This window comes from Brevibacillus schisleri (assembly GCF_055685845.1).
Genome location: NZ_JBVNDM010000001.1, coordinates 2,086,980 through 2,108,488, shown reverse-complemented (window position 1 = coordinate 2,108,488; position 21,509 = coordinate 2,086,980). Strand labels below are relative to the sequence as shown.

At 47.9% G+C, this 21,509-nt stretch carries 22 protein-coding genes and 1 pseudogene; 5 read left to right on the top strand and 18 right to left on the bottom strand.

The genetic code is table 11. The annotated features are described in order from the left end of the window. Nucleotides 1-53 precede the first annotated feature (53 nt). Entirely contained in the window at nt 54-290 is a 237-nt protein-coding gene (locus ACUUHJ_RS10465; protein WP_172142895.1) for a post-transcriptional regulator, read from the bottom strand. A gap of 88 nt (nt 291-378) precedes the next feature. On the opposite strand from ACUUHJ_RS10465, the gene spoVB reads away from it, so the two are divergent. Beyond that, complete coding sequence (gene spoVB / locus ACUUHJ_RS10460) at nt 379-1,965, top strand: stage V sporulation protein B (RefSeq protein ID WP_289677201.1); 1,587 nt, start codon at nt 379-381, stop codon at nt 1,963-1,965. A gap of 9 nt (nt 1,966-1,974) precedes the next feature. Here the strand turns inward: spoVB and ACUUHJ_RS10455 are convergent, their stop codons facing one another. Continuing rightward, entirely contained in the window at nt 1,975-2,682 is a 708-nt protein-coding gene (locus ACUUHJ_RS10455) for a DUF421 domain-containing protein (protein WP_289677200.1), read from the bottom strand. A 68-nt stretch (nt 2,683-2,750) separates the two neighbouring features. Beyond that, nucleotides 2,751-3,728: a magnesium/cobalt transporter CorA gene (corA, locus tag ACUUHJ_RS10450; RefSeq protein ID WP_007717563.1), complete on the bottom strand. Its 978-nt coding sequence runs from the start codon at nt 3,726-3,728 to the stop codon at nt 2,751-2,753. Between the two features lie 130 nt (nt 3,729-3,858). Between corA and ACUUHJ_RS10445 the strand changes: the two genes are divergently transcribed. Next, nucleotides 3,859-4,266, top strand: coding sequence for a TIGR04086 family membrane protein (locus ACUUHJ_RS10445; protein ID WP_012685589.1), 408 nt, complete (start codon nt 3,859-3,861; stop codon nt 4,264-4,266). 77 nt (nt 4,267-4,343) lie between these two features. On the opposite strand, the gene ltrA is transcribed toward ACUUHJ_RS10445, so the two are convergent. The 10 genes from ltrA to ACUUHJ_RS10395 form a co-directional block, all read right to left on the bottom strand. Beyond that, nucleotides 4,344-5,606 carry a group II intron reverse transcriptase/maturase gene (gene ltrA / locus ACUUHJ_RS10440; protein WP_106834678.1) on the bottom strand — a complete coding sequence of 421 codons (1,263 nt, stop codon included), beginning with the start codon at nt 5,604-5,606 and terminating at the stop codon, nt 4,344-4,346. 599 nt (nt 5,607-6,205) lie between these two features. Then, nucleotides 6,206-6,526 (bottom strand): preprotein translocase subunit YajC, encoded by a 321-nt coding sequence (gene yajC / locus ACUUHJ_RS10435; protein WP_016739221.1) that lies wholly within the window; start codon nt 6,524-6,526, stop codon nt 6,206-6,208. An 18-nt stretch (nt 6,527-6,544) separates the two neighbouring features. Next, nucleotides 6,545-7,675, bottom strand: coding sequence for a tRNA guanosine(34) transglycosylase Tgt (gene tgt / locus ACUUHJ_RS10430; protein WP_012685587.1), 1,131 nt, complete (start codon nt 7,673-7,675; stop codon nt 6,545-6,547). Between the two features lie 117 nt (nt 7,676-7,792). Beyond that, a complete protein-coding gene (queA, locus tag ACUUHJ_RS10425) occupies nt 7,793-8,821 on the bottom strand; it encodes a tRNA preQ1(34) S-adenosylmethionine ribosyltransferase-isomerase QueA (protein ID WP_472298856.1) in 1,029 nt (342 codons plus the stop codon). Nucleotides 8,822-8,864: 43 nt separating this feature from the next. After that, nucleotides 8,865-10,799 (bottom strand): SpoIID/LytB domain-containing protein, encoded by a 1,935-nt coding sequence (locus ACUUHJ_RS10420; protein WP_472298855.1) that lies wholly within the window; start codon nt 10,797-10,799, stop codon nt 8,865-8,867. 160 nt (nt 10,800-10,959) lie between these two features. Further along, the gene (locus ACUUHJ_RS10415; RefSeq protein WP_012685583.1) at nt 10,960-11,178 is read right to left on the bottom strand and encodes a DUF2905 domain-containing protein; all 219 of its coding nucleotides are present in this window, start codon (nt 11,176-11,178) and stop codon (nt 10,960-10,962) included. Next, nucleotides 11,175-12,173, bottom strand: coding sequence for a Holliday junction branch migration DNA helicase RuvB (gene ruvB / locus ACUUHJ_RS10410; protein ID WP_012685582.1), 999 nt, complete (start codon nt 12,171-12,173; stop codon nt 11,175-11,177). Before ruvB ends, ACUUHJ_RS10415 begins: the two co-directional genes overlap by 4 nt. A 4-nt stretch (nt 12,174-12,177) precedes the next feature. Further along, entirely contained in the window at nt 12,178-12,795 is a 618-nt protein-coding gene (gene ruvA, locus ACUUHJ_RS10405; protein ID WP_012685581.1) for a Holliday junction branch migration protein RuvA, read from the bottom strand. Beyond that, a complete protein-coding gene (gene ruvC / locus ACUUHJ_RS10400; RefSeq protein WP_012685580.1) occupies nt 12,792-13,292 on the bottom strand; it encodes a crossover junction endodeoxyribonuclease RuvC in 501 nt (166 codons plus the stop codon). The genes ruvA and ruvC overlap by 4 nt, the downstream gene beginning before the upstream one ends. A 162-nt stretch (nt 13,293-13,454) precedes the next feature. Next, complete coding sequence (locus ACUUHJ_RS10395) at nt 13,455-13,646, bottom strand: hypothetical protein (protein ID WP_007724527.1); 192 nt, start codon at nt 13,644-13,646, stop codon at nt 13,455-13,457. Between the two features lie 132 nt (nt 13,647-13,778). Here ACUUHJ_RS10395 and ACUUHJ_RS10390 point away from each other — a divergent pair, with 132 nt between their 5' ends. Continuing rightward, a complete protein-coding gene (locus ACUUHJ_RS10390) occupies nt 13,779-14,864 on the top strand; it encodes a hypothetical protein (RefSeq protein ID WP_472298854.1) in 1,086 nt (361 codons plus the stop codon). Between the two features lie 85 nt (nt 14,865-14,949). Here the strand turns inward: ACUUHJ_RS10390 and ACUUHJ_RS10385 are convergent, their stop codons facing one another. Further along, nucleotides 14,950-15,522 carry a BofC C-terminal domain-containing protein gene (locus tag ACUUHJ_RS10385; RefSeq protein ID WP_289677192.1) on the bottom strand — a complete coding sequence of 191 codons (573 nt, stop codon included), beginning with the start codon at nt 15,520-15,522 and terminating at the stop codon, nt 14,950-14,952. Nucleotides 15,523-15,737: 215 nt separating this feature from the next. Between ACUUHJ_RS10385 and ACUUHJ_RS10380 the strand changes: the two genes are divergently transcribed. Continuing rightward, nucleotides 15,738-17,726 (top strand): bifunctional 2',3'-cyclic-nucleotide 2'-phosphodiesterase/3'-nucleotidase, encoded by a 1,989-nt coding sequence (locus tag ACUUHJ_RS10380; RefSeq protein WP_289677191.1) that lies wholly within the window; start codon nt 15,738-15,740, stop codon nt 17,724-17,726. 55 nt (nt 17,727-17,781) lie between these two features. On the opposite strand, the gene ACUUHJ_RS10375 is transcribed toward ACUUHJ_RS10380, so the two are convergent. Both ACUUHJ_RS10375 and ACUUHJ_RS10370 read right to left on the bottom strand, forming a co-directional pair. Beyond that, nucleotides 17,782-18,810 (bottom strand): phosphotransferase, encoded by a 1,029-nt coding sequence (locus ACUUHJ_RS10375; protein ID WP_289677190.1) that lies wholly within the window; start codon nt 18,808-18,810, stop codon nt 17,782-17,784. Nucleotides 18,811-18,993: 183 nt separating this feature from the next. Continuing rightward, a complete protein-coding gene (locus ACUUHJ_RS10370; protein ID WP_472298853.1) occupies nt 18,994-19,716 on the bottom strand; it encodes a hypothetical protein in 723 nt (240 codons plus the stop codon). Nucleotides 19,717-19,863: 147 nt separating this feature from the next. On the opposite strand from ACUUHJ_RS10370, the gene ACUUHJ_RS10365 reads away from it, so the two are divergent. Then, complete coding sequence (locus ACUUHJ_RS10365; protein WP_472298852.1) at nt 19,864-20,304, top strand: hypothetical protein; 441 nt, start codon at nt 19,864-19,866, stop codon at nt 20,302-20,304. A gap of 125 nt (nt 20,305-20,429) precedes the next feature. Here the strand turns inward: ACUUHJ_RS10365 and ACUUHJ_RS10360 are convergent. Continuing rightward, nucleotides 20,430-20,483 (bottom strand): annotated as a pseudogene (locus ACUUHJ_RS10360) (LysM peptidoglycan-binding domain-containing protein); the annotation flags it as partial. Nucleotides 20,484-20,630: 147 nt separating this feature from the next. Further along, nucleotides 20,631-21,494: a prephenate dehydratase gene (gene pheA / locus ACUUHJ_RS10355; protein ID WP_472298851.1), complete on the bottom strand. Its 864-nt coding sequence runs from the start codon at nt 21,492-21,494 to the stop codon at nt 20,631-20,633. Between the last annotated feature and the right edge of the window lie 15 nt (nt 21,495-21,509).

The window sequence follows — 21,509 nt, the reverse complement described above, 5'->3', positions numbered from 1 at the left end:
TTTCGCGACATGTACGTATACGAAGAGGGCGGCCGGAAGTTTCTATAAAATCACTAAGAATTTTTGTACATTTGAATCATGAGGTAATTCATGTACTTGTTAGGCTTCAAGGACAAAATGTCGTTGACAAGCTGATGTATCGGTGGCATTTCTTTATAGCCATTCGTGACGCATTCCCAAACGTCTTCAGGCGCCACGTTGTCATACCCCAAAAGAGCAAATTCCTCTGCCTTGCTTACACAGAGACTTACGACTTGCCCATACCATTCCTGTTTTTGCGCTTGGTCCATCCCAATTTTCCCCCTCAAAGTAGTCATGCCGACAGCGGCACGTCCATATTCTTTACTGAGTGAATTTATCCTTGCAAAGGAGCCTTCCATGAAACAATCCTTCTTTTACGGAACGGTCATCCTCATTATTGCTGGTGGCATCACCAAAGTGTTTGGCTTTGCTCACAGGATCGTGTTGTCGCGCATTATCGGAGCGGAAGGAATGGGGCTTTATCAGATGGTTGTGCCCCTTTTATACTTTCTGATTACTGTGACGACATTCGGACTTCCGGTTGCCATTGCAAAGCAAGTGGCAGAGACGGAAGCAGCTAATAATCCGCGGCTGACTCACCGATTTTTGTTACTAGCCTTGTCGGTTGCCGGCGGGATTAGCCTCTTCATTTGCGTCCTGCTTCTCTTGTTCTCACAATGGATTTCCGGAATGCTATTCGCAGACCCTCGTGCACACATTGTTCTGCTCGCAGCCATTCCGGTCATCCCGATTTCCGGCATTTCCCTTGTCCTGCGAGGATACTTCCAAGGCAAGCAAAACATGATCCCTACAGCCGTCTCTCAACTTGTGGAGCAAGTCGTCCGAATGGCACTGGTCGTTGTCATGACGATGTCGTTTCTTTCTAAAGGCATTGAGTACGCCACAGCAGGGGCTGTCGCCAGTATTATTTTTGGGGAAGCCGCCGGACTCTTGTACATTCTCTGGCAGTATCGCAAAGGCAGCAAAAAAGCAGCAGCTCAGCTTCTAGATAAGCCTCTTCTCATGACGGTTTCAGCAAGCAAAAAGAGCTTGTCGCAACTCATCCATGTCGCACTCCCTGTCACGCTTAGCCGCGTCATCGGCTCCATTGCTTACGTGCTTGAGCCGATGCTCGTACCGTACGCACTCGTCATTGCAGGCTTTACCACCTCGACTGCTACTAGCTTGTACGGGCAGTTTGCTGGAATGGCCGTTCCTTTGGTGCTTTTCCCCACTTTTTTAACGTATTCCTTGTCCGTTTCCCTCGTTCCTGCCGTAGCGGAAGCGGCCTATCAAAAAAATGCTCCACTCGTGCATCGCCGCATTTATCAAGCCATGCGGATAACACTCGTCATTGGAGCACCTTGTACCGTCTTACTCACTATTTTTGCAGAACCCTTATGTGTCCTGCTCTACGGCAATGAGTATCGGGAGGTTGGCGTGCTGCTAAAAGAGCTGGCACCGTTCTCCGTCTTCCTGTTTTTCCAAGCCCCTCTTGCCGCCGCTTTGCAAGGTCTCGATTACGCTCAGGTCGTCTTTCGAAATACACTGATCAGTGCCATCATCAAAACTGTCGCCATGTTTTTTTTCACGGCACATCCATCATTCGGTATTCACGGCGCTGTCATTGCTCTTAATATCGGCATTACGCTTGGGACGTTATTGCATTTTGCCAGCCTGATCAAAAAAATTGGTTTTACGGTCGACCTTCGGGAATTCGGCAAAATCGCGGTTGCCATGCTGCTCATGGGTTATTCCGGTTCCTACATTGCCAAGCACTGGTTTACGGACATTTCGATTGGACAGCTATTGACCGCAAGTACCTTCATTAGCATGTTGCTGTACATTGTCCTACTCATCGCCATGCGCGTCTTGGGCAAGCAAGACGTCCGGCGCATTCCGTGGATCGGCGAACAACTCGCCGCATTCTTCCCTCGCCGTTAGCACTTATTGCTACGGCTTGTCTTTTTTGTCCAAATACATGATGCCACGCTCGTCAATGCTGCAAAAAGAAACTTCTCGAATGTCTTTGATTCCGTATTTCCTGATTTCTCGTTTCAGCCATAGCTCGTTTTGTCCGATCTTGCTCAATGCCTCTGTTCGCACCTTGCCATCGAGAATCAGTGGGATGGGCAGGCCTTTGTATGAGACAGGACCGACCTGTAGCTTCTTCATCAACCCGAGATCTTCCCTGGTAACCTTTTCTTTTTGCTCCTTTAAAAACACACTCATCTGTCCGGTTGGCTCCAACAACGCAAATTCAACATCGGCAATGTTTTTTACGTCTTTTTGCCGCAGGTGTACCATCAAATCATCCATGTTCAAGCGATTGCGACGCATCGCCTGCTCCCTGATTTGCCCATTTTCTATAATCAAATCGGCAGAGCCGTCCACAGTATCGCGGAATTTCTTGCTTTTTAATGACACATAAGCGAAGGCGACTTCCAATAAGGCAATCAACAGCATCGGCAAATAAAACCGAAGAGCAGGCTTATCGACATCCTCAATCGCCAGTGCAGCCATTTCTGCAAGCATAATCGAGATGACCACATCAAAAACGGACAGCTTTCCCAATTCCCGCTTTCCCATTAACCGCACTAAGATCAGGAGGAAAAAATACGAGAAAAGGGTGCGAAGTAACACCATAGTAAGATTATCCACTTACGCTGCCCCCCAAAGAACATTTGATACTAGTGTTCAACAGGGGGCAGGGAAAGTATTAGCACCAATTACAGCCACTTTCGCTTGCGGAAAATGTGAAGCATGGCAAACGTCATGGCTAGCATAATTACGAGTGCCACGATCAGCATATACGGTTCTGCTTCTTCACCCAGCCATGCGAAAGTATTCATCCCGAATAGTCCGGTGATAAATGTCAACGGAAGGATGATTGTGGAGATGATGGTAAGAACCCGCATCGTCTCGGTTGTTTTGGCGCTAATGATGGTGTAGTACGTATCCAACGCACCGTTAACCAGATCACGGAAGGTTTCCGTTGAATCCGAAATCCGTTCCAAGTGGTCTGTTAGGTCGGTGTAGAACGGAACGTTTTCCTCGGAAATGTCGAAGGAGTAACGGCCGTTGACGTTCGCGAAAATTCTTTTTTGCGGCATGATCACACGCCTGATTAAAATAATCGTTCGCTTCAACGCCAGGAACTCTTCGGTAATTTCCTCCATCTGATGTTCATAAATCTCGTCCTCCAGCTCGTCAATCCGCACACTAATCCGATCAATAATGGGAAAATATTCATCGGTAATCCCGTCTACAATGGCATACAGCAAATAGTCAGGACCTCTGTTTAAGTAAGAAATGTTGCGGTGACACATGGCAGCGATCCGACCGATGGTATTCATCGGGGACTTGTGGATCGTCACGATGTAGTTAGGGCCGAGAAAAACGTTCAGTTCTACCGTTGTGATCTCGTCGTCACTTTCTTCATTGTAACGCAGGGCGTGAAAAACGAAGAAATAGTAGTCATCGTACTTGTCTACCTTGGCACGTGGACTGACGTGCAGGCAGTCCTCAATTGCCAGCGGGTGAAAGTCGAAAATCTTGGCAATATAGGGCAGTTCATTGTTTCCCACATCATACAGATCGATCCAGAGCAAATCCTCTGGTGATTTCAGCCATTGATCCTTCGTTGCCAGATCAACGTCGTGAAACATCTTCTGTTCAGAGTGGTTATAAAAGTACGTTTTGATCAATCTTCCTCACCCCCGTCTCGTTCCCCATCCATCATACGAAAATTCCTTTCAATGTTCAACGCGAAGATGAATACGTGAGCCAAGCCTCTCATATAGATGTACAAACACTTCCAATAAGGGGGTACATACCGTGCGAAGTGCATCCACCTCTGTACTGACCGGTCTATTGTATACGACATGTCTTGTTTTAATTGGAGCGTTGCTCGCAACCCTGCTCCTTAGCTTCACCTCGATACGAGAAGGCACGCTGCCCTATTTTACGTACGTAATCAATGCCATTGCCCTCTTGGTCGGGGGATACGTTACTGGACGTCGTTGCGGCGGCAAGGGCTGGTATTATGGCGGACTTACCGGACTCACGTACTTCCTCTTCATTCTCTTGATTGGCTTCCTCGGCTTTGACGCCCCGATGCAATGGGGAACCTTCCTGTTCTTGTTCGGTGCTTTTGGAGTGGCTGCGTTAGGCGGGATTCTCGGCGTGAATTCGGCAAATTCCAACAACAAGCATAAACCTAAAGTTATCAAGCCACGCCGCTAAAACAATCGAGTAGGAGGGAGTGACTAACTCCCGTCCTCTCACACCACCGTACGTACCGTCCGGTATACGGCGGTTCATCAAGCTTGACGAAGAACAGAATATCGTTGTACTAAACTTTTCAGCCCTTGTTGTTGCCAGTATGCAACTCCGAGGGCTTTGTGTATTTGAGGAGTCTTTGTGGAACGCCACGCACCCTTTCGGGTGTTTGCAATTTCTATTGCTTGGACGTGTGATAAACCCAGAGAACGAAGTTCTCGATATCGGGTTTTTATTCGCTTCCACTGAGACCACAAGCAAAGTCGGAGTCTACGCCGTATCCATTCTTCGATGGATTGTAGAATTTTCTTTGCATCTGCAAGGGCGAAATATCCAACCCATCCCATGAGATACTGGTTTAGCTTCCGAATCCTTTCATCCATAGAGATGCTCCATACCGGATTTGTGATGAAGCGGATTTTCTCTTTCAACTTCAGAAGTGATTTTGGATGAAGCCGAATCCTTGCTTGCTTTGCGTTAGTGAAACTGAAACCGAGGAACTTACGTTTCCAAGGTCGATCCACTGCACTTTTCTGCTCATTTACTTTTAGCTTAAGTACCTTCTCCAAGTAGTTTTGGATACTCTCTTTTACCCGTTCTCCCGCCCGCTTTGTTTTCACGTAGATGTTGCTATCGTCTGCGTATCTACAAAAGCGATGTCCTCTCTTTTCCAGCTCTTTATCCAAGTCGTCAAGCAGGATGTTCGCCAATAACGGACTAAGCGGGCCACCTTGTGGTGTGCCTTCTACTGCCGAGAGGCAGACTCCATTGATCATGATGCCTGCTTGTAAGTATGCGCGAATAAGTTTCAACAAAGCTTTGTCTTTTACTTTTCGGGCAACCCGACTCATTAAAATATCGTGATTTACCCGGTCGAAGAATTTCTCTAAGTCCATATCTACGACAAAGCGATATCCTTCGGAAATATAAGATTGTGCTTGTCTCATAGCGTCATGCGCACTGCGATTCGGTCGGAATCCGAAACTGGATTCTGAAAAGTGGGGATCGAATATGGGAGTAAGAACTTGGAGAATGGCTTGTTGGATTAAGCGATCTATCACGGTAGGAATACCTAATAACCTTACCCCTCCGTCAGTTTTCGGGATTTCGACTCTGCGGACAGGGGAAGGTTTATAGGTTCCTTTCATAATCTGTTCTTTAATGGTTAACCAGTGTTCACGGATATAATCGCGCAGTTGTTCGGTTGAAACACTGTCGATTCCCGCCGATCCTTTGTTTCTTTCCACTCTTTCGAGCGCCACTAATAGATTTTCCCGTGATAGGACTTTCTCCAACAACTCCATGACGATACCCTTTCCTTCGCACGCATCCTTCTAGTCTTGTCGGTCAATACTCAGCCCTCTCTTGTACCCTCAGGGCTTCACCCTTATTCTCCAAGAGTAGTTCCTTACGGAATTCTGCTTCACAGTTTGATCACGAAAGTGATTAGCGGATGTGTTGACTTAATGTTCAGCCCTTCCCCGTTCAAGCGTCCTATACTTGGGTACTATGGCTTCTGCTGACTTCTGCATGTTCAGCGACTCCTTACGGAGACGGTTACCAACATTTGAAGGCACTTCATGCAGACCTCCCCAGGTAAGAACGATAACTTTCATCCCATGTACCTGCCCAAGTTTACTGCTGTATTCCTTGGCTGTATAGGGCTTCGTCTTGTTCAGCAGACTCGCCCGAATACAACAGCCTCAAATTGGATTCGTGTACCTCAGGTCGGGACTTTGCCGCCGGCTTCCTCCAGATTCCACCTCACGGTAGACACCCTTGCCTTGAGCTAACGGTTGGTACAGCCAACCCCCGTTCGGGACTTACACCCTAGAGTTATCGCCCATGCTGGGCGCACAGACAGAAAAAAGCAGGTGGATCACCCACCTGCTTTTCGCATGTATTATTTGGATTCTTCTTTTGTTTCTTCGCTCTTCGTTAGTTCAGTCTTAGCAGGTTCGTTGCTGGAAGAAGCTACGTTGTTGATCGCTCCACGATCGAAAGTAACGTTTACGTTGTGAGCAATACGCAACGTAACAGTATCATCAGACAGGTCTTGGATCGTTCCATGCACTCCACCGATTGTTACGATCTTGTCGCCTTTTTTCAGAGCACCAAGCATAGCGTTGCGTTGTTTTGCCTTCTTTTGTTGCGGACGAATCAGCAAGAAGTAAAAAATCGCAAACATGATGATAATCGGTAAAAACTGAGTCAAGCCATCCATGAAAAAAATCCCCCTCGATTAAAAAGATCTATCTTCACCCAATCCATATTGAGCGAAAAACTGGTCGCGGAAATCTTGCAAGCGGTCTTCGGCAATCGCCTGACGCACCTGTTCCATTAACTTCACCAAGAAGTGCAGGTTATGGTAAGTAGTTAATCGGATACCAAAGGTTTCCTCCGACTTGACCAGGTGTCGGATGTAAGCACGTGTGTAATTTTTGCAAGTGTAGCAATCGCAATTTGGATCAAGCGGGGTAAAGTCGCGCGCGTATTTTGCATTACGGATGACCAGTCTTCCCTGGCTTGTCATGCATGTCCCATTGCGGGCAATTCTTGTCGGCAACACACAATCAAACATGTCAATGCCGCGGATCGCTCCTTCGATAAGAGCATCTGGTGAACCAACCCCCATCAAGTAGCGGGCTTTGCTTGTCGGAAGCAGTGGAACGGTATGCTCCAGCACTTCGTACATCAATGGAAACGGTTCTCCCACGCTCAAACCGCCGATCGCGTATCCTGGGAAATCCATGGAAACAAGATCTCGTGCACTTTGTGCGCGCAAGTCGTTGAACATTCCACCTTGAACGATCCCAAACAACGCTTGCTCGTTTGGACGGGTATGCGCCTTCAGGCAACGCTCTGCCCAGCGGGTTGTTCGCTCCATTGATTTTTTTACGTAATCGTACTCCGCAGGATAAGGAGCACACTCATCGAATGCCATGAAAATATCGGCACCCAACGCGTTCTGAATCTGTGTCGCCTCTTCAGGACCAATAAACAGCTTCTCTCCGTTTAGGTGGGAACGGAAGGATACTCCTTCTTCCGTGATCTTGCGGAGGTTACTAAGGCTAAATACTTGAAAACCGCCGGAATCAGTCAGAATGGCACGGTCCCAATTCATAAAACCGTGCAGTCCGCCTGCCTCGCGAACAATTTCATGCCCTGGACGAAGAAACAAATGGTACGTATTACTGAGGATGATGCCCGCACCAATCGCTTTTAACTCCTCGGGGCTCATCGTCTTCACTGTCGCTTGTGTACCGACAGGCATAAAGACAGGGGTGTCAATCGTCCCATGAGGTGTATGTAGCTTACCGAGACGTGCACCAGTTTGTTTGCATGTTTTGATTAACTCGTAGCGTACAGCCAAATCTTTGCACTCCTCAAGCTATGTATGTAAGTCTTACCTATTATAGAAAAACTTCCGGGTGAAGTAAACCCACCTGACTAATAAGTATACACTTATACAGGTGGGTTGTTCACATTTTTATAAAATTAGCATCGCATCGCCAAAACTGAAGAAGCGATACTCCTCTTCGACAGCCGTTTTGTAGGCACGCATTACATTCTCTTTTCCAGCCAATGCACTCACAAGCATGACGAGCGTAGACTTCGGCAAGTGGAAGTTTGTCAGTAGCCCGTCCAGGATGGAAAACGTGTAGCCCGGATAAATGAAAATATCCGTCCAACCAGAGGTTGCCACCAGCTTTCCTCCATTCGCGCGCCCTACTGTCTCCAATGTTCGGCAGGATGTCGTCCCGACAGCGATTACTCTTCTACCTTCTGCTTTTGCCTGGTTCACCAGCTCTACTGTTTTCTCGGGAATCTCATAGTACTCCGCGTGCATGACATGCTCTTCCACGGAATCCGCTGATACAGGGCGAAAAGTCCCAAGTCCAACATGCAGTGTCACATAAGCCAGCTGTACCCCTTTGGCAGCGATTTGCTCCAAGTATGGCTTTGTGAAATGAAGCCCGGCTGTTGGAGCTGCCGCTGAACCGCGCTCCTTCGCATAGACTGTCTGGTAACGCTCGCTGTCCTCCAGCTGCGCGTGAATATACGGAGGCAAAGGCATCGAGCCTAATTGGTCGAGAATCTCATAAAAGATTCCCTCGTACAAAAAGCGCACGATTCGTCCACCTGTCTCTGTCACGTCTTCACAAACACAACGCAAAAGGCCGTTACCAAAAACCACTTCTGTCCCCGGCTTCATCCGCTTCCCGGGCTTCACCAGCGTCTCCCAACGATCCTCACCAAGTGATTTCAACAAAAGGATTTCTATTTTCGCACCAGTGTCAGCCTTTTCCCCTATCAATCTGGCAGGTAAAACGCGGCTGTCATTCATGACGAGTACGTCCCCTGCTTGGAGGTGATCGATTAAATGGGTAAATTGCTGATGAACGATATTCCCTGTTTGTTTCTCTAATACGAGCAATTTCGATGAAGTTCGGTCTTCTAGCGGGTGCTGCGCGATCAAATGCTCCGGTAGATCAAAATCAAATTGTTGCACGTCCACGAAATCGTTACTCCTTTTTGCGGTAGATCTTGTGGCAAACGACTTACTTTTCGATTGTCACATCCTGGTAGTAGTGTTGCAAGATATCTTTGTAGTCATACCCTTCCTCTGCCATTGCACGTGCTCCGTATTGCGAAACACCAAGTCCGTGCCCAAAGCCAGTACCACGGAAGATGAATTGCGAACCATTGATCTTTTCTACTTCAAACTTCGTGCTGCGAAGAGGGGAGCCACCTTGTTGAAAAACAGAACGGAAAGCATCCGGTGAAGAAACGACGATTGGCTTCCCGTTTGCTTCCATCGCGATCACACGTCCAGATGGACCGCGCTCTGTCACTTTCAGGCTCGTTACGTTTCCTGATATGCGTGGAGCTTTGTTCTTGTCATGCGCTGCATTGATCATGGCTGCGATCTCTGTAGCGGTAAACGGACCACGCGTCCACGAATACGCATTTTCTTCTTTTACTTCTGAGAGGATCGTTACCTCTGCACCAGTAGGAAGTACGGACAACACACGATTCGTCGTTGTACTTGGACCCGAGCGCAAATTGGTATTCTCGGTCGAAATGACCGCCATTCTTTGTCCGGCTGAATTGCTCTGGCCTGTTTCGGTTACTAGATCATTTCGTACATAGCCGCTCGTACCATCCGCTAAAGCCACACGATACCATACGCTTGCATTATCCATTGGATAGGTGTCTTTACTCTCGACAGATCGCAAATAAGGAACGGGATTGCCCCATACTTCTGTGCCATCCGCTGTCATACCGCCTGCGTTGGAATAGAAGAGAGACTCGGCTGGTTTGCCTTGGTAGTAAATGACTTCGCCTTCCGTCTCGTCAACGGCCTCACGCACATCATCAGACTCTTTTGTATAGCCATAATACGCCTGTTCGAAAACCGTATCGGACACATTGGCAACACCATACTTATTGCCTTGCCACACAGCACGAGTTCTCGACAGGACTGCCTGCGTTTTCAATGCTTCCATTGGCCAGCCTGGAGCCATTTCAGAGCCAACGACGCCATACAGATACTCCTCCATCGGAAGCTCATTTACTAGCGTCAAGTGACCATTGTATTCCGACAGCTCCATCTCACCGCGATATGTGCGCTGCTCTCGTTCTACAACGCCAATCACCGCTTCATCGTCTGCTTTATTCGCTTCTACGGTCAGCTTAACTTGAGGGGAGAATACATACTTCCAAATCACTTCATCCGGTGATCCGTATACATCCTGCTTCAATATAACATAAGAATGGCTGTCTGGATCCTGATAGGAGAAAGAAGGAAATGCAGCGTTTGCTCTTCGTTTCAATTCTTTCACGGCATCAGGACTAACCTCATCACCGATCCAAACCGCATACTTTACTTTATCCTCCTCTGATACCATCACGGGATAAGCAGGAATACCCGCTGCTTCAAAGGACGCCTGCCATTCTTGTGCTTCCTTTAAGCTTTTGAATTTACCCGCTTCGAGTCGATGCGGGCCTTTTACCAGCGGATTCTGCCCGATTGCTTGGGCAACTGTTTTTGCCTGATTGGCAGCAGCCTGATACGTGTCGTACGTTCCGCTTACAACCTGATAGACGGTCTGACCGTTACGTTTTGCCACCTGGATCGAACCCTCGTATTTTCGTTGGCTCAATTGCTGTGCAATCTGCTGTGCGCGATCCCAGTCACCTGTTTCGGCAACGATCAGATGATATTCATCAACTCGGTAACGAGCTGCATCTCCCTTTAATTCGGGTAAATCTGTCTTGCCTTCGGGTCCATTGAGCACGACCTCCATTCCATTTGCAGCAGTTAGCGTAACGGAAGGAACTACTCCCCGATAGCCTTGTCCTGTATCCACAAATAGCGCAACCCTAATATTGTCGCCGGCTGCCTGCGCTGGTTCATGTCCTCCTACGAGAACTACTGATAGCAGGCCCACCGAAAGGACTTTCCCCATCCATTTCTTTCTCATGTCGTCCATTGTCCTTTCTTCACCTGATTTTCAACAAAAATTGGCATGTCATCCCATGTTTTTTCGACAATCGTCGGCTGATCTCCTGCCTTTTTCGTAAAATGGGACCAAACGCCCTCACACAAAAAAAACCACCGGAACGATGAGCTCCGATGGCCTACACACTTGCTTATTTAAACAACCGAAATAGATACATGCCAAGAGACAGGACGATGCTAATCACAATACAAGTCACAATCGGAAAGTAGAATTTGACGTTTTCCTTTTCTACCACGATATCTCCCGGCAAACGCCCCAGCGGCAAAAATCTGCCTCCTACCTGCCACAACAGACCGATTACGATTAAAGCAGCACCACCAATAATAAGTAGCTTGGCTACAGGATTCACGATTTCATCTCCCGACCAAAGTGTTGGTACGCACTTGGGGTGAGTACACGCCCCCGTGGCGTCCGCTGCATAAAGCCAATCTGCATGAGGTACGGCTCGCAAACATCTTCCACCGTCTGTGACTCTTCTCCGATTGTTGCTGCGATCGTATCCAGTCCAACCGGTCCACCATCAAAACGATCAATAATCGCTAGTAACAGCTTGTGGTCGATATGATCGAGACCGCAGGCATCTACTTGCAATCTTTCCAGTGCTTCTTTGGCAATCTCTGTCGTAATGACGCCTTCGCCTTTTACTTGGGCAAAATCGCGAACCCGCTTTAGCAAACGGTTTGCCACCCGGGGTGTTCCCCGTGAACGTCTGGCAATCTCCTCTGCTCCGCCTTCTCGAATGACGACCTGCAGGATGTCGGCTGCACGCGAAACGATAAAGGTCAGTTCCGGGACAGTATAGAACTCTAAGCGATTGACAACCCCAAAGCGATCTCGAAGCGGCGCGGAGAGCATTCCAGCCCGCGTCGTAGCCCCGACCAGTGTAAATGGCGGCAAATCCAAACGAACGCTGCGAGCGCTTGGCCCTTTACCGATAATGATGTCCAGTGCAAAATCCTCCATCGCCGGATACAGAACTTCCTCGACGCTTCGGTTGAGTCTGTGAATCTCGTCAATAAACAGGACATCGCCTTCTTGCAAATTCGTCAAAATCGCTGCCAAATCACCGGGACGCTCAATTGCTGGACCAGAAGTCGTGCGGATATTCACACCAAGCTCATTTGCAATAATTTGCGACAGAGTCGTCTTCCCCAGACCAGGAGGACCGTACAGCAGTACGTGGTCCAACGACTCTTTCCGCATTTTGGCCGCTTCAATAAAGATTTTCAGGTTTTCCTTCACATGCTGCTGACCGATGTATTCGTTTAAATAGCGAGGACGGAGGCTCAGCTCCGCCGCATCTTCTTCCCAATTCATATGCGTCGTGATGATCCGAGAATCCAAAATCCTACCCCCTCATGAGCAACGCAAGCCCTTGTTTGATGAGCTTTTCTACACCATCGCCCTCTTTTGATTTCTCAGACAGCGTGTTTCTGATTTTTTGCAGTTCACCATCAGAGTAACCCAGTGCAGTCAATGCATCGAGTGCTTCGTTCAGTGCAGACACAGCTTGCTCGCCTGCTGTCAAATCACCCGCTGCAACAGTCAAAATCGCAGATGGTGTGTACCCTACCAATTTATCCTTCAAATCGAGGATAATGCGCTGGGCTGTCTTTTTCCCAATCCCCGGAAATTTCGTCAAATAGGTAACATTCTCCTGTTGAACCGCCATCACTAGCTGCTCAGGCGTTGCAGCGGCCAGAATAGCCAGTCCGCCCTTTGGACCAATTCCGCTAACATCGAGCAGCTTGCGGAACAAATCGCGTTCGTCACGGGTGGCGAAGCCGTACAGCAGGATGGCATCTTCCCGCACGTGGTGGTGGGTAAACAATTTGGTTTTGTTGCCTTCATACCGAACGAATTGGTACGGGTTTGGGCAAAACAGTCGATAACCAATTCCACCCGTTTCGATAACTATGTATTCCGAATCGAGATAACTAAGTGTACCTTCTACAAAATCAATCATTTCTTGACCCCTTCCGAAATGGAAATGAACGCTCGAAACTGTGCGTGCGTAATCGCAATGCCCAATGCGTCCGCCACGTCGTCAGGCTTTGGTACTTCCTTTAACCGCAATAGGAGCTTCGTCATTTCCTGTATTTGCTTCTTCTCTGCTCCCCCGTATCCAGTCACAGCTTGCTTGACCTGCATCGGGGTATATTCATAGACCGGCACACCAGCCAGCTCTGCTGCAAGGATAATAACCCCTCGCGCTTGACCAACGGTAAAGGCCGTCGTCACGTTTTTATTAAAGAAAAGCTTTTCGACGGACATTTCATCAGGACGATAGGTTTCCAGAAGGCTCTGCATTGCCTCAAAAATCTGTTTCAATCTAAGCGGTACTGGCAATCCAGCTTCTGTTTGAATGCTTCCATATTGGACGGGACGCAATTGGCTGCCCTCTTTATCCACAACCCCGAAGCCAACAATCGCAATGCCAGGGTCAATTCCTAAAATGCGCATAGTCCACTCTCCGTGAGCAAAGATTCTACTCTCTACTGTAACACAAAGCACCCAAAAAGCGAACGTGTATTTCCATTTCATATCCAAGTTCAAAAAGTCGATTTTTTTAACAACCATAAAAAAACCCGTTCCTTATAAAAGGAGCGGGTTATACGGCGTCTGTTAGTGTTTGTTCATTCCGAATGAATCCGACACATCATGCTGCATGTGAGCATAGTCGTCTACGCCACTTTGCATGTGCTCTTTGATCTTGTTGATCTGTTGGTAATTGAGCTTGTTGTGTCCCTGGTTCAACTGAACGTACAAACGCTGATGGAACTGGTCTTTGTAGCTACCTCTAGGCATGGTAGACATGGTCTAAAGACTCCTCCTTCGATCACCGTATGAAATCAGTATGGCGTAAGCGCAATGGCGTTATGATACCAAGATTTACGCCACATAAGCCAGACATCTTATTGAAACGATAAGCTGTGGAGGTGTTGGTTGTTGCGCAGCAAAGTCCTTATTTTTTGTATCTATTTTTTCGCAATCGCACTGTCCATGCCGTACTCTGCGCTTGCCAAGGTCAAGAATGACATCAAGGTCACCGTTTCGGTGTCACCCGATTCCTCCTTCCAAACGACCATGTCCTTCCCTGATCGAAAGCAATTTTCGAAGCGGATATTGGGCTCTACTATCGAAGTCGCCTCCTATAACCCGCATTGGGTACGCGCTACATTGACCGTAAAAAAACGAATGTATGTATATGATCACGATGGTCAGCTTTATGAAAAAGAAATGCCACGTCGTTATGTGTTGGCAAACGATGTTCGCCAGCAGATCGAAGAAATGGTCAAGTCCGTAGAGGCAGTCCATTTTGCACAAGCCATTCCCTGGGAACAGGTGAAAAAAACGTTAAAACGGATGGAGTTCGGTACGGTAATTGATTTAGAGACAGGACAACGTTTTGATGTCCAGCGCAGAGCAGGTAGTCGCCATGCCGATGTTCAACCGTTGACGCGCAAGGATACACAGATCATGAAGAACATTTATCAGGGAAAATGGTCGTGGAAGCGCAGAGCCATTCTGGTAGAGGTAGACGGCACTTATTTTGCAGCCTCTATGCACGGAATGCCTCATGGTGCTGGTGCGATTAAAGGAAATGAATTCCCGGGGCATTTTTGCATCCACTTTTTTGGCAGCTCCACCCATCGACGCTCAGAGCCCGATCCCAGTCACAGCATGATGATTCTCAAAGCCTCCGGAGCACTTGCCACTACTCTAAAAGGGGCGTCACCTGAAGAATTGGTCGGCTATTTCCTCACCGCTCTGCATGAGCACGACACCCATTCGATGCGAATGACAACAGACGGTTTCACACTTCCAGAAGAACTGTCCGCGATCGAATCTGTGCGAACGTCAGAAATCGTTATCCCTTCTGATGAACGTGGTCCCCTCTTGATAGAGGTTCCTGTTCGGCTCGCGTACATCGCAGAGGAAGGCGGGAGTTTTCGACGAACATGGAAGTTTCTTTTGCGCCGTGAAGTCCCGGGGGAACGCTGGCGAATCATTGCGGTTGAACTAAATCCGTAGCCATGGAAACAAAAATCCCTTTCCAGTCCATACGTGCTTGTTACACGAAAGGCTCGAAAGGGATTTCTTTTCGGTTTACCCGTATTCATTGTCCGCTCCATTGGTATTCGCCATAGGTAGACAATACACTGTTATACTCTGCCAAATTCCGAATGCGAATCCCCCGTTTCAGATTCTCCCATTCCTCTTTTGGCAGACTCGCTTCCATTTTTGCCGTATCGATTCGATAAAAGGTTTGCACGACATCTTGTTCAGCAGGCAGACCATGAAACAGGGCTAGCATGCCGTCCGCAGCTATTCCGATATGTCCATTCTCCTTGCACGCTGGCGCTATATCCTGCTCGCGTTTCATTAAGAGCATCTTGACGGGCTCGGCTTGTACAATTTCCCATCCATTATAGTTGCCCATGGCGTCTGCCAGTTGATTCGGACGAACCGATACATGTTCTTCATCTCGCACCCCACACAAATAATGGCGAGTTAAAACCAGTTCGTACGAATTACCTGCGACTACATCTGCTTTGCCAGTATGGTTCAGTAAGCGCGTAAGACCTGAATCGTTTCCGTCTTTACCCACAAATAGGATACCGGCTACGACGCCTGTAACGAAAGCTACACCCCACGTCGCGTAAACCATCCACTTTTTCTTCTCAGTCAAATAGAACCCCTTCTTTTATAGGCTTTTCTTCCTATCATTGCCACAAAGAAACAGGGGCATACGCGACTAAAGTGGGATTGACGTTCTATTTTTTTATTTTTGTCAATACAAAAAATTAATATACTATTTCATCTAGCTATCTATCCAGCCTTCAAATCTAATGATAAACTATTTTTGCTTGGCATTATTGTAAACTTATGGAGGTCATTTCAAACATGAAAAAAACGAACAAAAAAATGCTGACTGCTTTTCTCCTCAGCACTTCTTTGGTTGTTGGCGCACTCTCTTTTCCTCTTACTCCGGTAAGTGCGCAAACAGGTTCTGTCCTCAAGCTCCGCCTATTGGAAACGACAGATATCCACACCAACATCGTGAACTATGACTACTATCAAGACAAAAACACAGACGAGTTTGGCCTCGCAAAAACAGCCACATTGGTCAAAAAAGCAAGAGAAGAAGCGAAAAACAGCATCCTGATCGACAACGGTGACTTGTTGCAAGGAAACCCGTTGGGCGACTACGTGGCAAAAATTGACCCGTTGAAAGCTGGAGATACTCACCCTGCTTACAAAGCAATGAACCTAATGGACTATGATGTTGCCAATATCGGTAACCACGAGTTCAACTTTGGTTTGGACTTCTTGGGCACCAGCTTGAAAGGTGCGAAATTCCCTTATATTAATGCCAACGTCTATGTAGACGACAAGGACAAAAACCCTAACAATGACAAAAACATGTTCACTCCTTACGAAATCCTGGAGCGTACTTTTAAAGATGAGAACGGCAAAGATGTAAAACTCAAAGTAGGCGTAATCGGTTTTGTTCCTCCACAAATTATGCAGTGGGACAAGGCTAACCTGGAAGGAAAAGTAATCGCGAAGGACATCGTGGAAACTGCCAACAAATTCGTACCTGAAATGAAGAAAAAAGGTGCGGACATCATCATCGCAGTTCCTCACTCCGGAATTGGCCCTATCGAGGGTGGTCCTCAATTGGAGAACGCTAGCTACCAGCTGAGCAAAGTAGATGGTATCGACGCGATCTTGTTCGGACACTCCCACTCCGTATTCCCTGGTCCTGGTTTCGATAAAATTCCAGGCATTGATGCAGAAAAAGGAACGCTCAACGGTAAACCAGCCGTTATGCCTGGCTTCTGGGGTAACCACCTCGGCGTGATCGACCTGACGCTGAAACAAGAAAACGGAAAATGGAAGGTAGCTGAGTCCGCTACAAAAGTTGTTCCGATTTATGACAAAGCAAACAAAGCATCCTTGGCTGATGCAGACAAAGCTATCGTAGACGCAGTAAAAGAAGATCACGATAAAACAGTTGACTGGGTTCGCTCCGCTGTAGGGAAAACATCTTCTCCGATCTTCAGCTACTTTGCACTCGTGCAAGATGACCCATCTATCCAAATCGTAACCAATGCACAAAAATGGTTCGTTGAGAAAAACGTGAAGGGTACAGAATACGACGGCATTCCAGTTCTATCTGCTGGTGCACCATTTAAAGCGGGCGGCCGTAACGGAGTGAGCTACTACTCCAATATCCCAGCTGGTACAATCGCCATCAAAAACGTATCTGACCTGTACATCTACCCGAACACATTGAAAGCGGTTCTGGTCGATGGTGCTACAGTGAAAGAATGGTTGGAGCGCTCCGCTGGACAGTTCAACCAAATCGATGCGAAGAAAACAGATGAGCAACCACTCATCAACGAGTCTTTCCCAACGTACAACTATGATGTAATCGACGGTGTTACTTATCAAATCGATGTTACGCAGCCATCCAAATACGCTGTAGATGGAAAAGTAGCAAACAAAGATGCAAACCGCATCAAAAACCTGTCTTATAACGGCAAACCAGTAAAACCTGAAGACAAGTTCATCGTCGTAACCAACAACTACCGTGCAAGCGGCGGCGGTGCGTTCCCAGGTCTGGATGGCAAAAACATCGTAATCGATTCTCCAGATGAAAACCGTCAAATCGTAATCGACTACATCCTGAACCAAAAAAATATCGATCCAGCAGCAGACAATAACTGGTCTTTTACTCCAGTAGATGCGAAGCTGAACGTTACCTTCACTTCTTCGCCAGACGCGAAACCATTCGCTGAAAAAATGTCCCATATCAAGTTCATCAACGTATTGGAATCTGGGTTTGCGAAATTCTCTATTGATCTGTCCAAGCCTGCTTCCAAGTAAGCTTCTCAACAACACAAACATCCCTCTTGAAAGAGGGATGTTTTATTTTATCCAACTATCCAACAAAATGGTAATGCCCCCACGGAGAACGCTGGAAGATTCGTTCTCCGTCGTTTAAAAAGCGTTGGCGATTTGCCATCACTTTTCCTTCCATTTGGATCAGCTGCATGACGCCCTTCATGTGGTAGCCTGGGCGCTGACTATACAAGCCTGTTACCTCCCGCAAGAAATTATCGGGATAGCGAAGCAATTGATGAACAGCCCAAATCTGCGTATCAGATAAATAGTTGACGTTACTATAGGCTTCCATCGCTTCTACAAAGGAATCCATTCGGTACTCTTGCATCAATAGCATCCGCGACATCAATTGTACGAGGTCAACAAGCTGAAGATCATGACCTACGGTATCAAGGTCGATCAAGTAGCAATTGCCTCGCTCCGTAAGCAAAAAGTTATGACTCGCCACGTCTCTGTGAGCAAGTGTCCCCCTCTCCATGGCTAAAAACATTTCTGGCGTCAAAGGCAGCTTGTAGGCAGATTGCAGCAGCTCCTTGCCATCCCGAAGGACATGATCTGCCTGTTGGGAAATGAGTTGCTCCAGTTTTGTCTGTGGTCCCTTCTGTTCAAGCGACCACATCAATCGCTCAAAGTATTCCAAGCGGCTCTCCCATTTATCTAAAAGGGCCGGTTTTCCTTCATACGCATAGGAATGAGCATTAGGAAAACCCTGAGCTGCGACATGAAAACGCGCCAATGTCTCTGCTGTTTTTTTCACATCGAAAAGAGAACCGTTATCTGCTTCATGCCCATCAATCATTTTCATGATGGTGTAATGGCGGTCTTCAAATGTAAAAATTTTTGTCCCTTCCTGACTCGCCACATACTGAACCGTATGATGAAAGCCCTTTTGGTATAGGGCATCTGCTAACTCTGTCACCCACACAGCTTTTTCGACCTGCTTATATCCTTTGAGTATCCAATGGCCCCGGTCTGTTTTTAACAGGTTGACGTTTCGCTTCGGCTTTACCCCGTAGATTTGACAGCGAAAAGCCTTTTCAATGGTAGATAAGATTCCTTTGTTCATCCCATACCCTCTCAGTAAGAAGAGGATTCTTCATGCCCATCTCCCCAGTTCGGCCAAACCCCTTGTTCAGGCATGGAAGCCATACACGGGGAAGGCGGGAACATCATGTTATTGTGAATCCCCTGTGGAGAACGATTGTACTTGCCTTTTCGGCCTCTGTACTCCATGACTTCAGAAGAACACTCACATGATGATGACTCCACTGGTTCCGGGCACACAGGCCTCTTCGCTCGTGGCCGCTTTAATGGCATGGGTGGAAATGGTGGTGGGCATGGATAAGGAAACGGCATCGGTCTGATCGGTGGTGGGACCATTGGAAATGGATGAATGGGTCGAATTTGTTCGGGACTCACAATCGGTCGGCGACTTGGATAAAATGGGCCATTCCACGGGTTCACGAACGGTGGGCAGGGAGGAAATGGCGGGCATGGTGGTGGGAATGGTGGCATGAACGGCGGTCGGAATGGCGGGAATGGGCGCACCTGTGGCATCGGCCTGCGCTCTTGCTCCGGACTTACCCTCGTTGTTGGTTTCTGCTTCTGTTGCGGGCTCACTTTTGAAGGTGGCTTGAGCTGCTGCTGTGGGCTCACCTTTGAAGTCGGCTTCTGCGGCCGCAACGGACTTACTCGTGGTGGGTAGTTTGGCTGCATCGGTTGCAATGGGCTTACCCGCGGTGGGTAGTTTGGCTGCATCGGTTGCAATGGGCTTACCCGTGGCGGTGGATAGTTTGGCTGCATCGGTTGCAATGGGCTTACCCGTGGCGGTGGATAGTTTGGCTGCATCGGTTGCAATGGGCTTACCCGTGGCGGTGGATAGTTTGGCTGCATCGGTTGCAAGGGACTCACCCGTGGCGGTGGGTAGTTTGGCTGCATCGGTTGCAAGGGGCTTACCTGTGGCTGCGTGCAAGGTGGGCATACATTTGCTGGCGGTCGTATAGGCTGTAAGGGCAAGACCTGAGTTGGTGGTCTATATGGAATGTAGGGCACATTTTGATTCGGTGGAATCGCTGGTGGATAAATATACGGACTCACTCCGGTTGGAGGTGGAGTCGGTATGAGTGGACGTATAGGAACAGGCGGAACCGGAGGCAGCACATTTGGATTACCTGAAATGTTCGGTGGTTTATACGGTGTTGGCTTCTCAATCGGTTTTTCAATCGGTTTTTCACTTGGCTTCTCGATTGGTTTTTCGATCGGCTCCGTTGGTTTTGGAATCGGCTGTGTTGGTGGTGGAGGTGGTAATGTTGGTGATTCCGTTGGCCTGACTATTTCTGGTGAAACAGAAGGGACTGGTGGTGTTGGCATTTCTTTGGGAGGTCTAGGCATCTCCTTGGGTGGCCTCGTAGGAATGGGAGCCGGTGGTAGAGTAGGTCTGATCTCCTCTCTGGATTCGATTTCCACCTCTCCTGATTCTTCCGGCTCAATGGGCCGCCTTTCAATTTGTTGCGGAACCTCCATCTCTTCCTCTTCGGTAATCGGTCTTTCTTTCACATAAGGGGCCGCCTCACTCATTGGATGCGGAGGCGTCGTTCTTTGTGGTGGTCGGACAGGAACTTGTTTCGCCGGAATCTTGATTCTCGCTCCAGGATAAATTGTATCGGGAGTTTTTAATTGACTATTAAGGCGTAACAGTTCTTTGTAATCGACGCCGTATCTTTTGGCGATCTTCCACATCGTATCGCCTTTTTGGACGATGTGTATTCTCAATGTTTTTCTCCTCCCTTGCACCAAACTCCCTAACATCGTATGCAGTCATGGGCGTTTTGCTCCTTGGCGTCATTCCTTTGTTGGGAGGGAGTAGAAAAAGAAAAAACCAATCCTCTAGGAATTGGTCTGATGCATATAAAATGGATACGTCCCGAGCTGACGAACTTGACAACCAATGGCTTCAATCTCCGCAAACGCTCCTGGCAGCAAGACATCGTCCATCTTCTGCTCAATGTCGATGACAAAATAATAGCTTCCGAGTGCTTTCTTCGTCGGACGTGATTCAATGCGAGACAAGTTGACCTTTCTCCAAGCAAAAGCAGCAAGTACTTGATACAATGCTCCCGGGAAATCTTCTGGCAGCGTGACCAGTATCGTCGTCTTTTCCTTGCGGGAAACCGGTAGATCAAGACTTTCCCGACCGACGAGAACAAAGCGCGTATAGTTATTCGAATAATCTTGAATTTGTTCACGCGCAAACTCCAATGGGTAGATTTCTACATTTAATCGAGTACCAACAGCAGCCCATGGCTCTTCTGGATGCTCACTCACCATTTTTGCAGCCAATGCCGTACTGTTTACTGTTTCAATCGCTGCTTCCGGCAAATTCTCACGCAAAAAGTTGTGGCTTTGTGCAATCGCTTGAGGATGTGACAGCACTCTCGTAATCGCGGACAAAGGAAGTGGGTGCTCCCGTTTTGCCACAAGCAAATTTTGCGTAATCGGCAAAGCGAGCTCTGCCAAAATAGGCAGCTCTACTTCGTGAATGAGCCAATCCAGTGTAGAATTGACCGTTCCTTCAATGGAGTTTTCCATCGGTACGACACCGTATGCCACTTCCTCTTTGGAAACAGCGTCTAGTACTTCAATAATACCTGGGTACGGAACGAAAGATAGATTTTGTCCGAGCGACAATATCCGTGCTGCTTCTTCGGTAAACGTTCCACGCGGTCCTAGAAAAGCAAGTTTCTTCTCCATGGCTACTCCTATCCA

Coding starts and splice junctions, on each gene's coding strand:
- ACUUHJ_RS10380 (WP_289677191.1), top strand. CDS start 15,738: ATGAAAAAAACGAACAAAAAAATGCTGACTGCTTTTCTCCTCAGCACT.
- ACUUHJ_RS10395 (WP_007724527.1), bottom strand. CDS start 13,646: ATGTCTACCATGCCTAGAGGTAGCTACAAAGACCAGTTCCATCAGCGT.
- ruvA (WP_012685581.1), bottom strand. CDS start 12,795: ATGATTGATTTTGTAGAAGGTACACTTAGTTATCTCGATTCGGAATAC.
- yajC (WP_016739221.1), bottom strand. CDS start 6,526: ATGGATGGCTTGACTCAGTTTTTACCGATTATCATCATGTTTGCGATT.
- ACUUHJ_RS10465 (WP_172142895.1), bottom strand. CDS start 290: ATGGACCAAGCGCAAAAACAGGAATGGTATGGGCAAGTCGTAAGTCTC.
- ruvC (WP_012685580.1), bottom strand. CDS start 13,292: ATGCGCATTTTAGGAATTGACCCTGGCATTGCGATTGTTGGCTTCGGG.
- pheA (WP_472298851.1), bottom strand. CDS start 21,494: ATGGAGAAGAAACTTGCTTTTCTAGGACCGCGTGGAACGTTTACCGAA.
- ltrA (WP_106834678.1), bottom strand. CDS start 5,606: ATGGAGTTGTTGGAGAAAGTCCTATCACGGGAAAATCTATTAGTGGCG.
- ACUUHJ_RS10365 (WP_472298852.1), top strand. CDS start 19,864: ATGAGTGGACGTATAGGAACAGGCGGAACCGGAGGCAGCACATTTGGA.
- spoVB (WP_289677201.1), top strand. CDS start 379: ATGAAACAATCCTTCTTTTACGGAACGGTCATCCTCATTATTGCTGGT.
- ACUUHJ_RS10420 (WP_472298855.1), bottom strand. CDS start 10,799: ATGGACGACATGAGAAAGAAATGGATGGGGAAAGTCCTTTCGGTGGGC.
- ACUUHJ_RS10375 (WP_289677190.1), bottom strand. CDS start 18,810: ATGAACAAAGGAATCTTATCTACCATTGAAAAGGCTTTTCGCTGTCAA.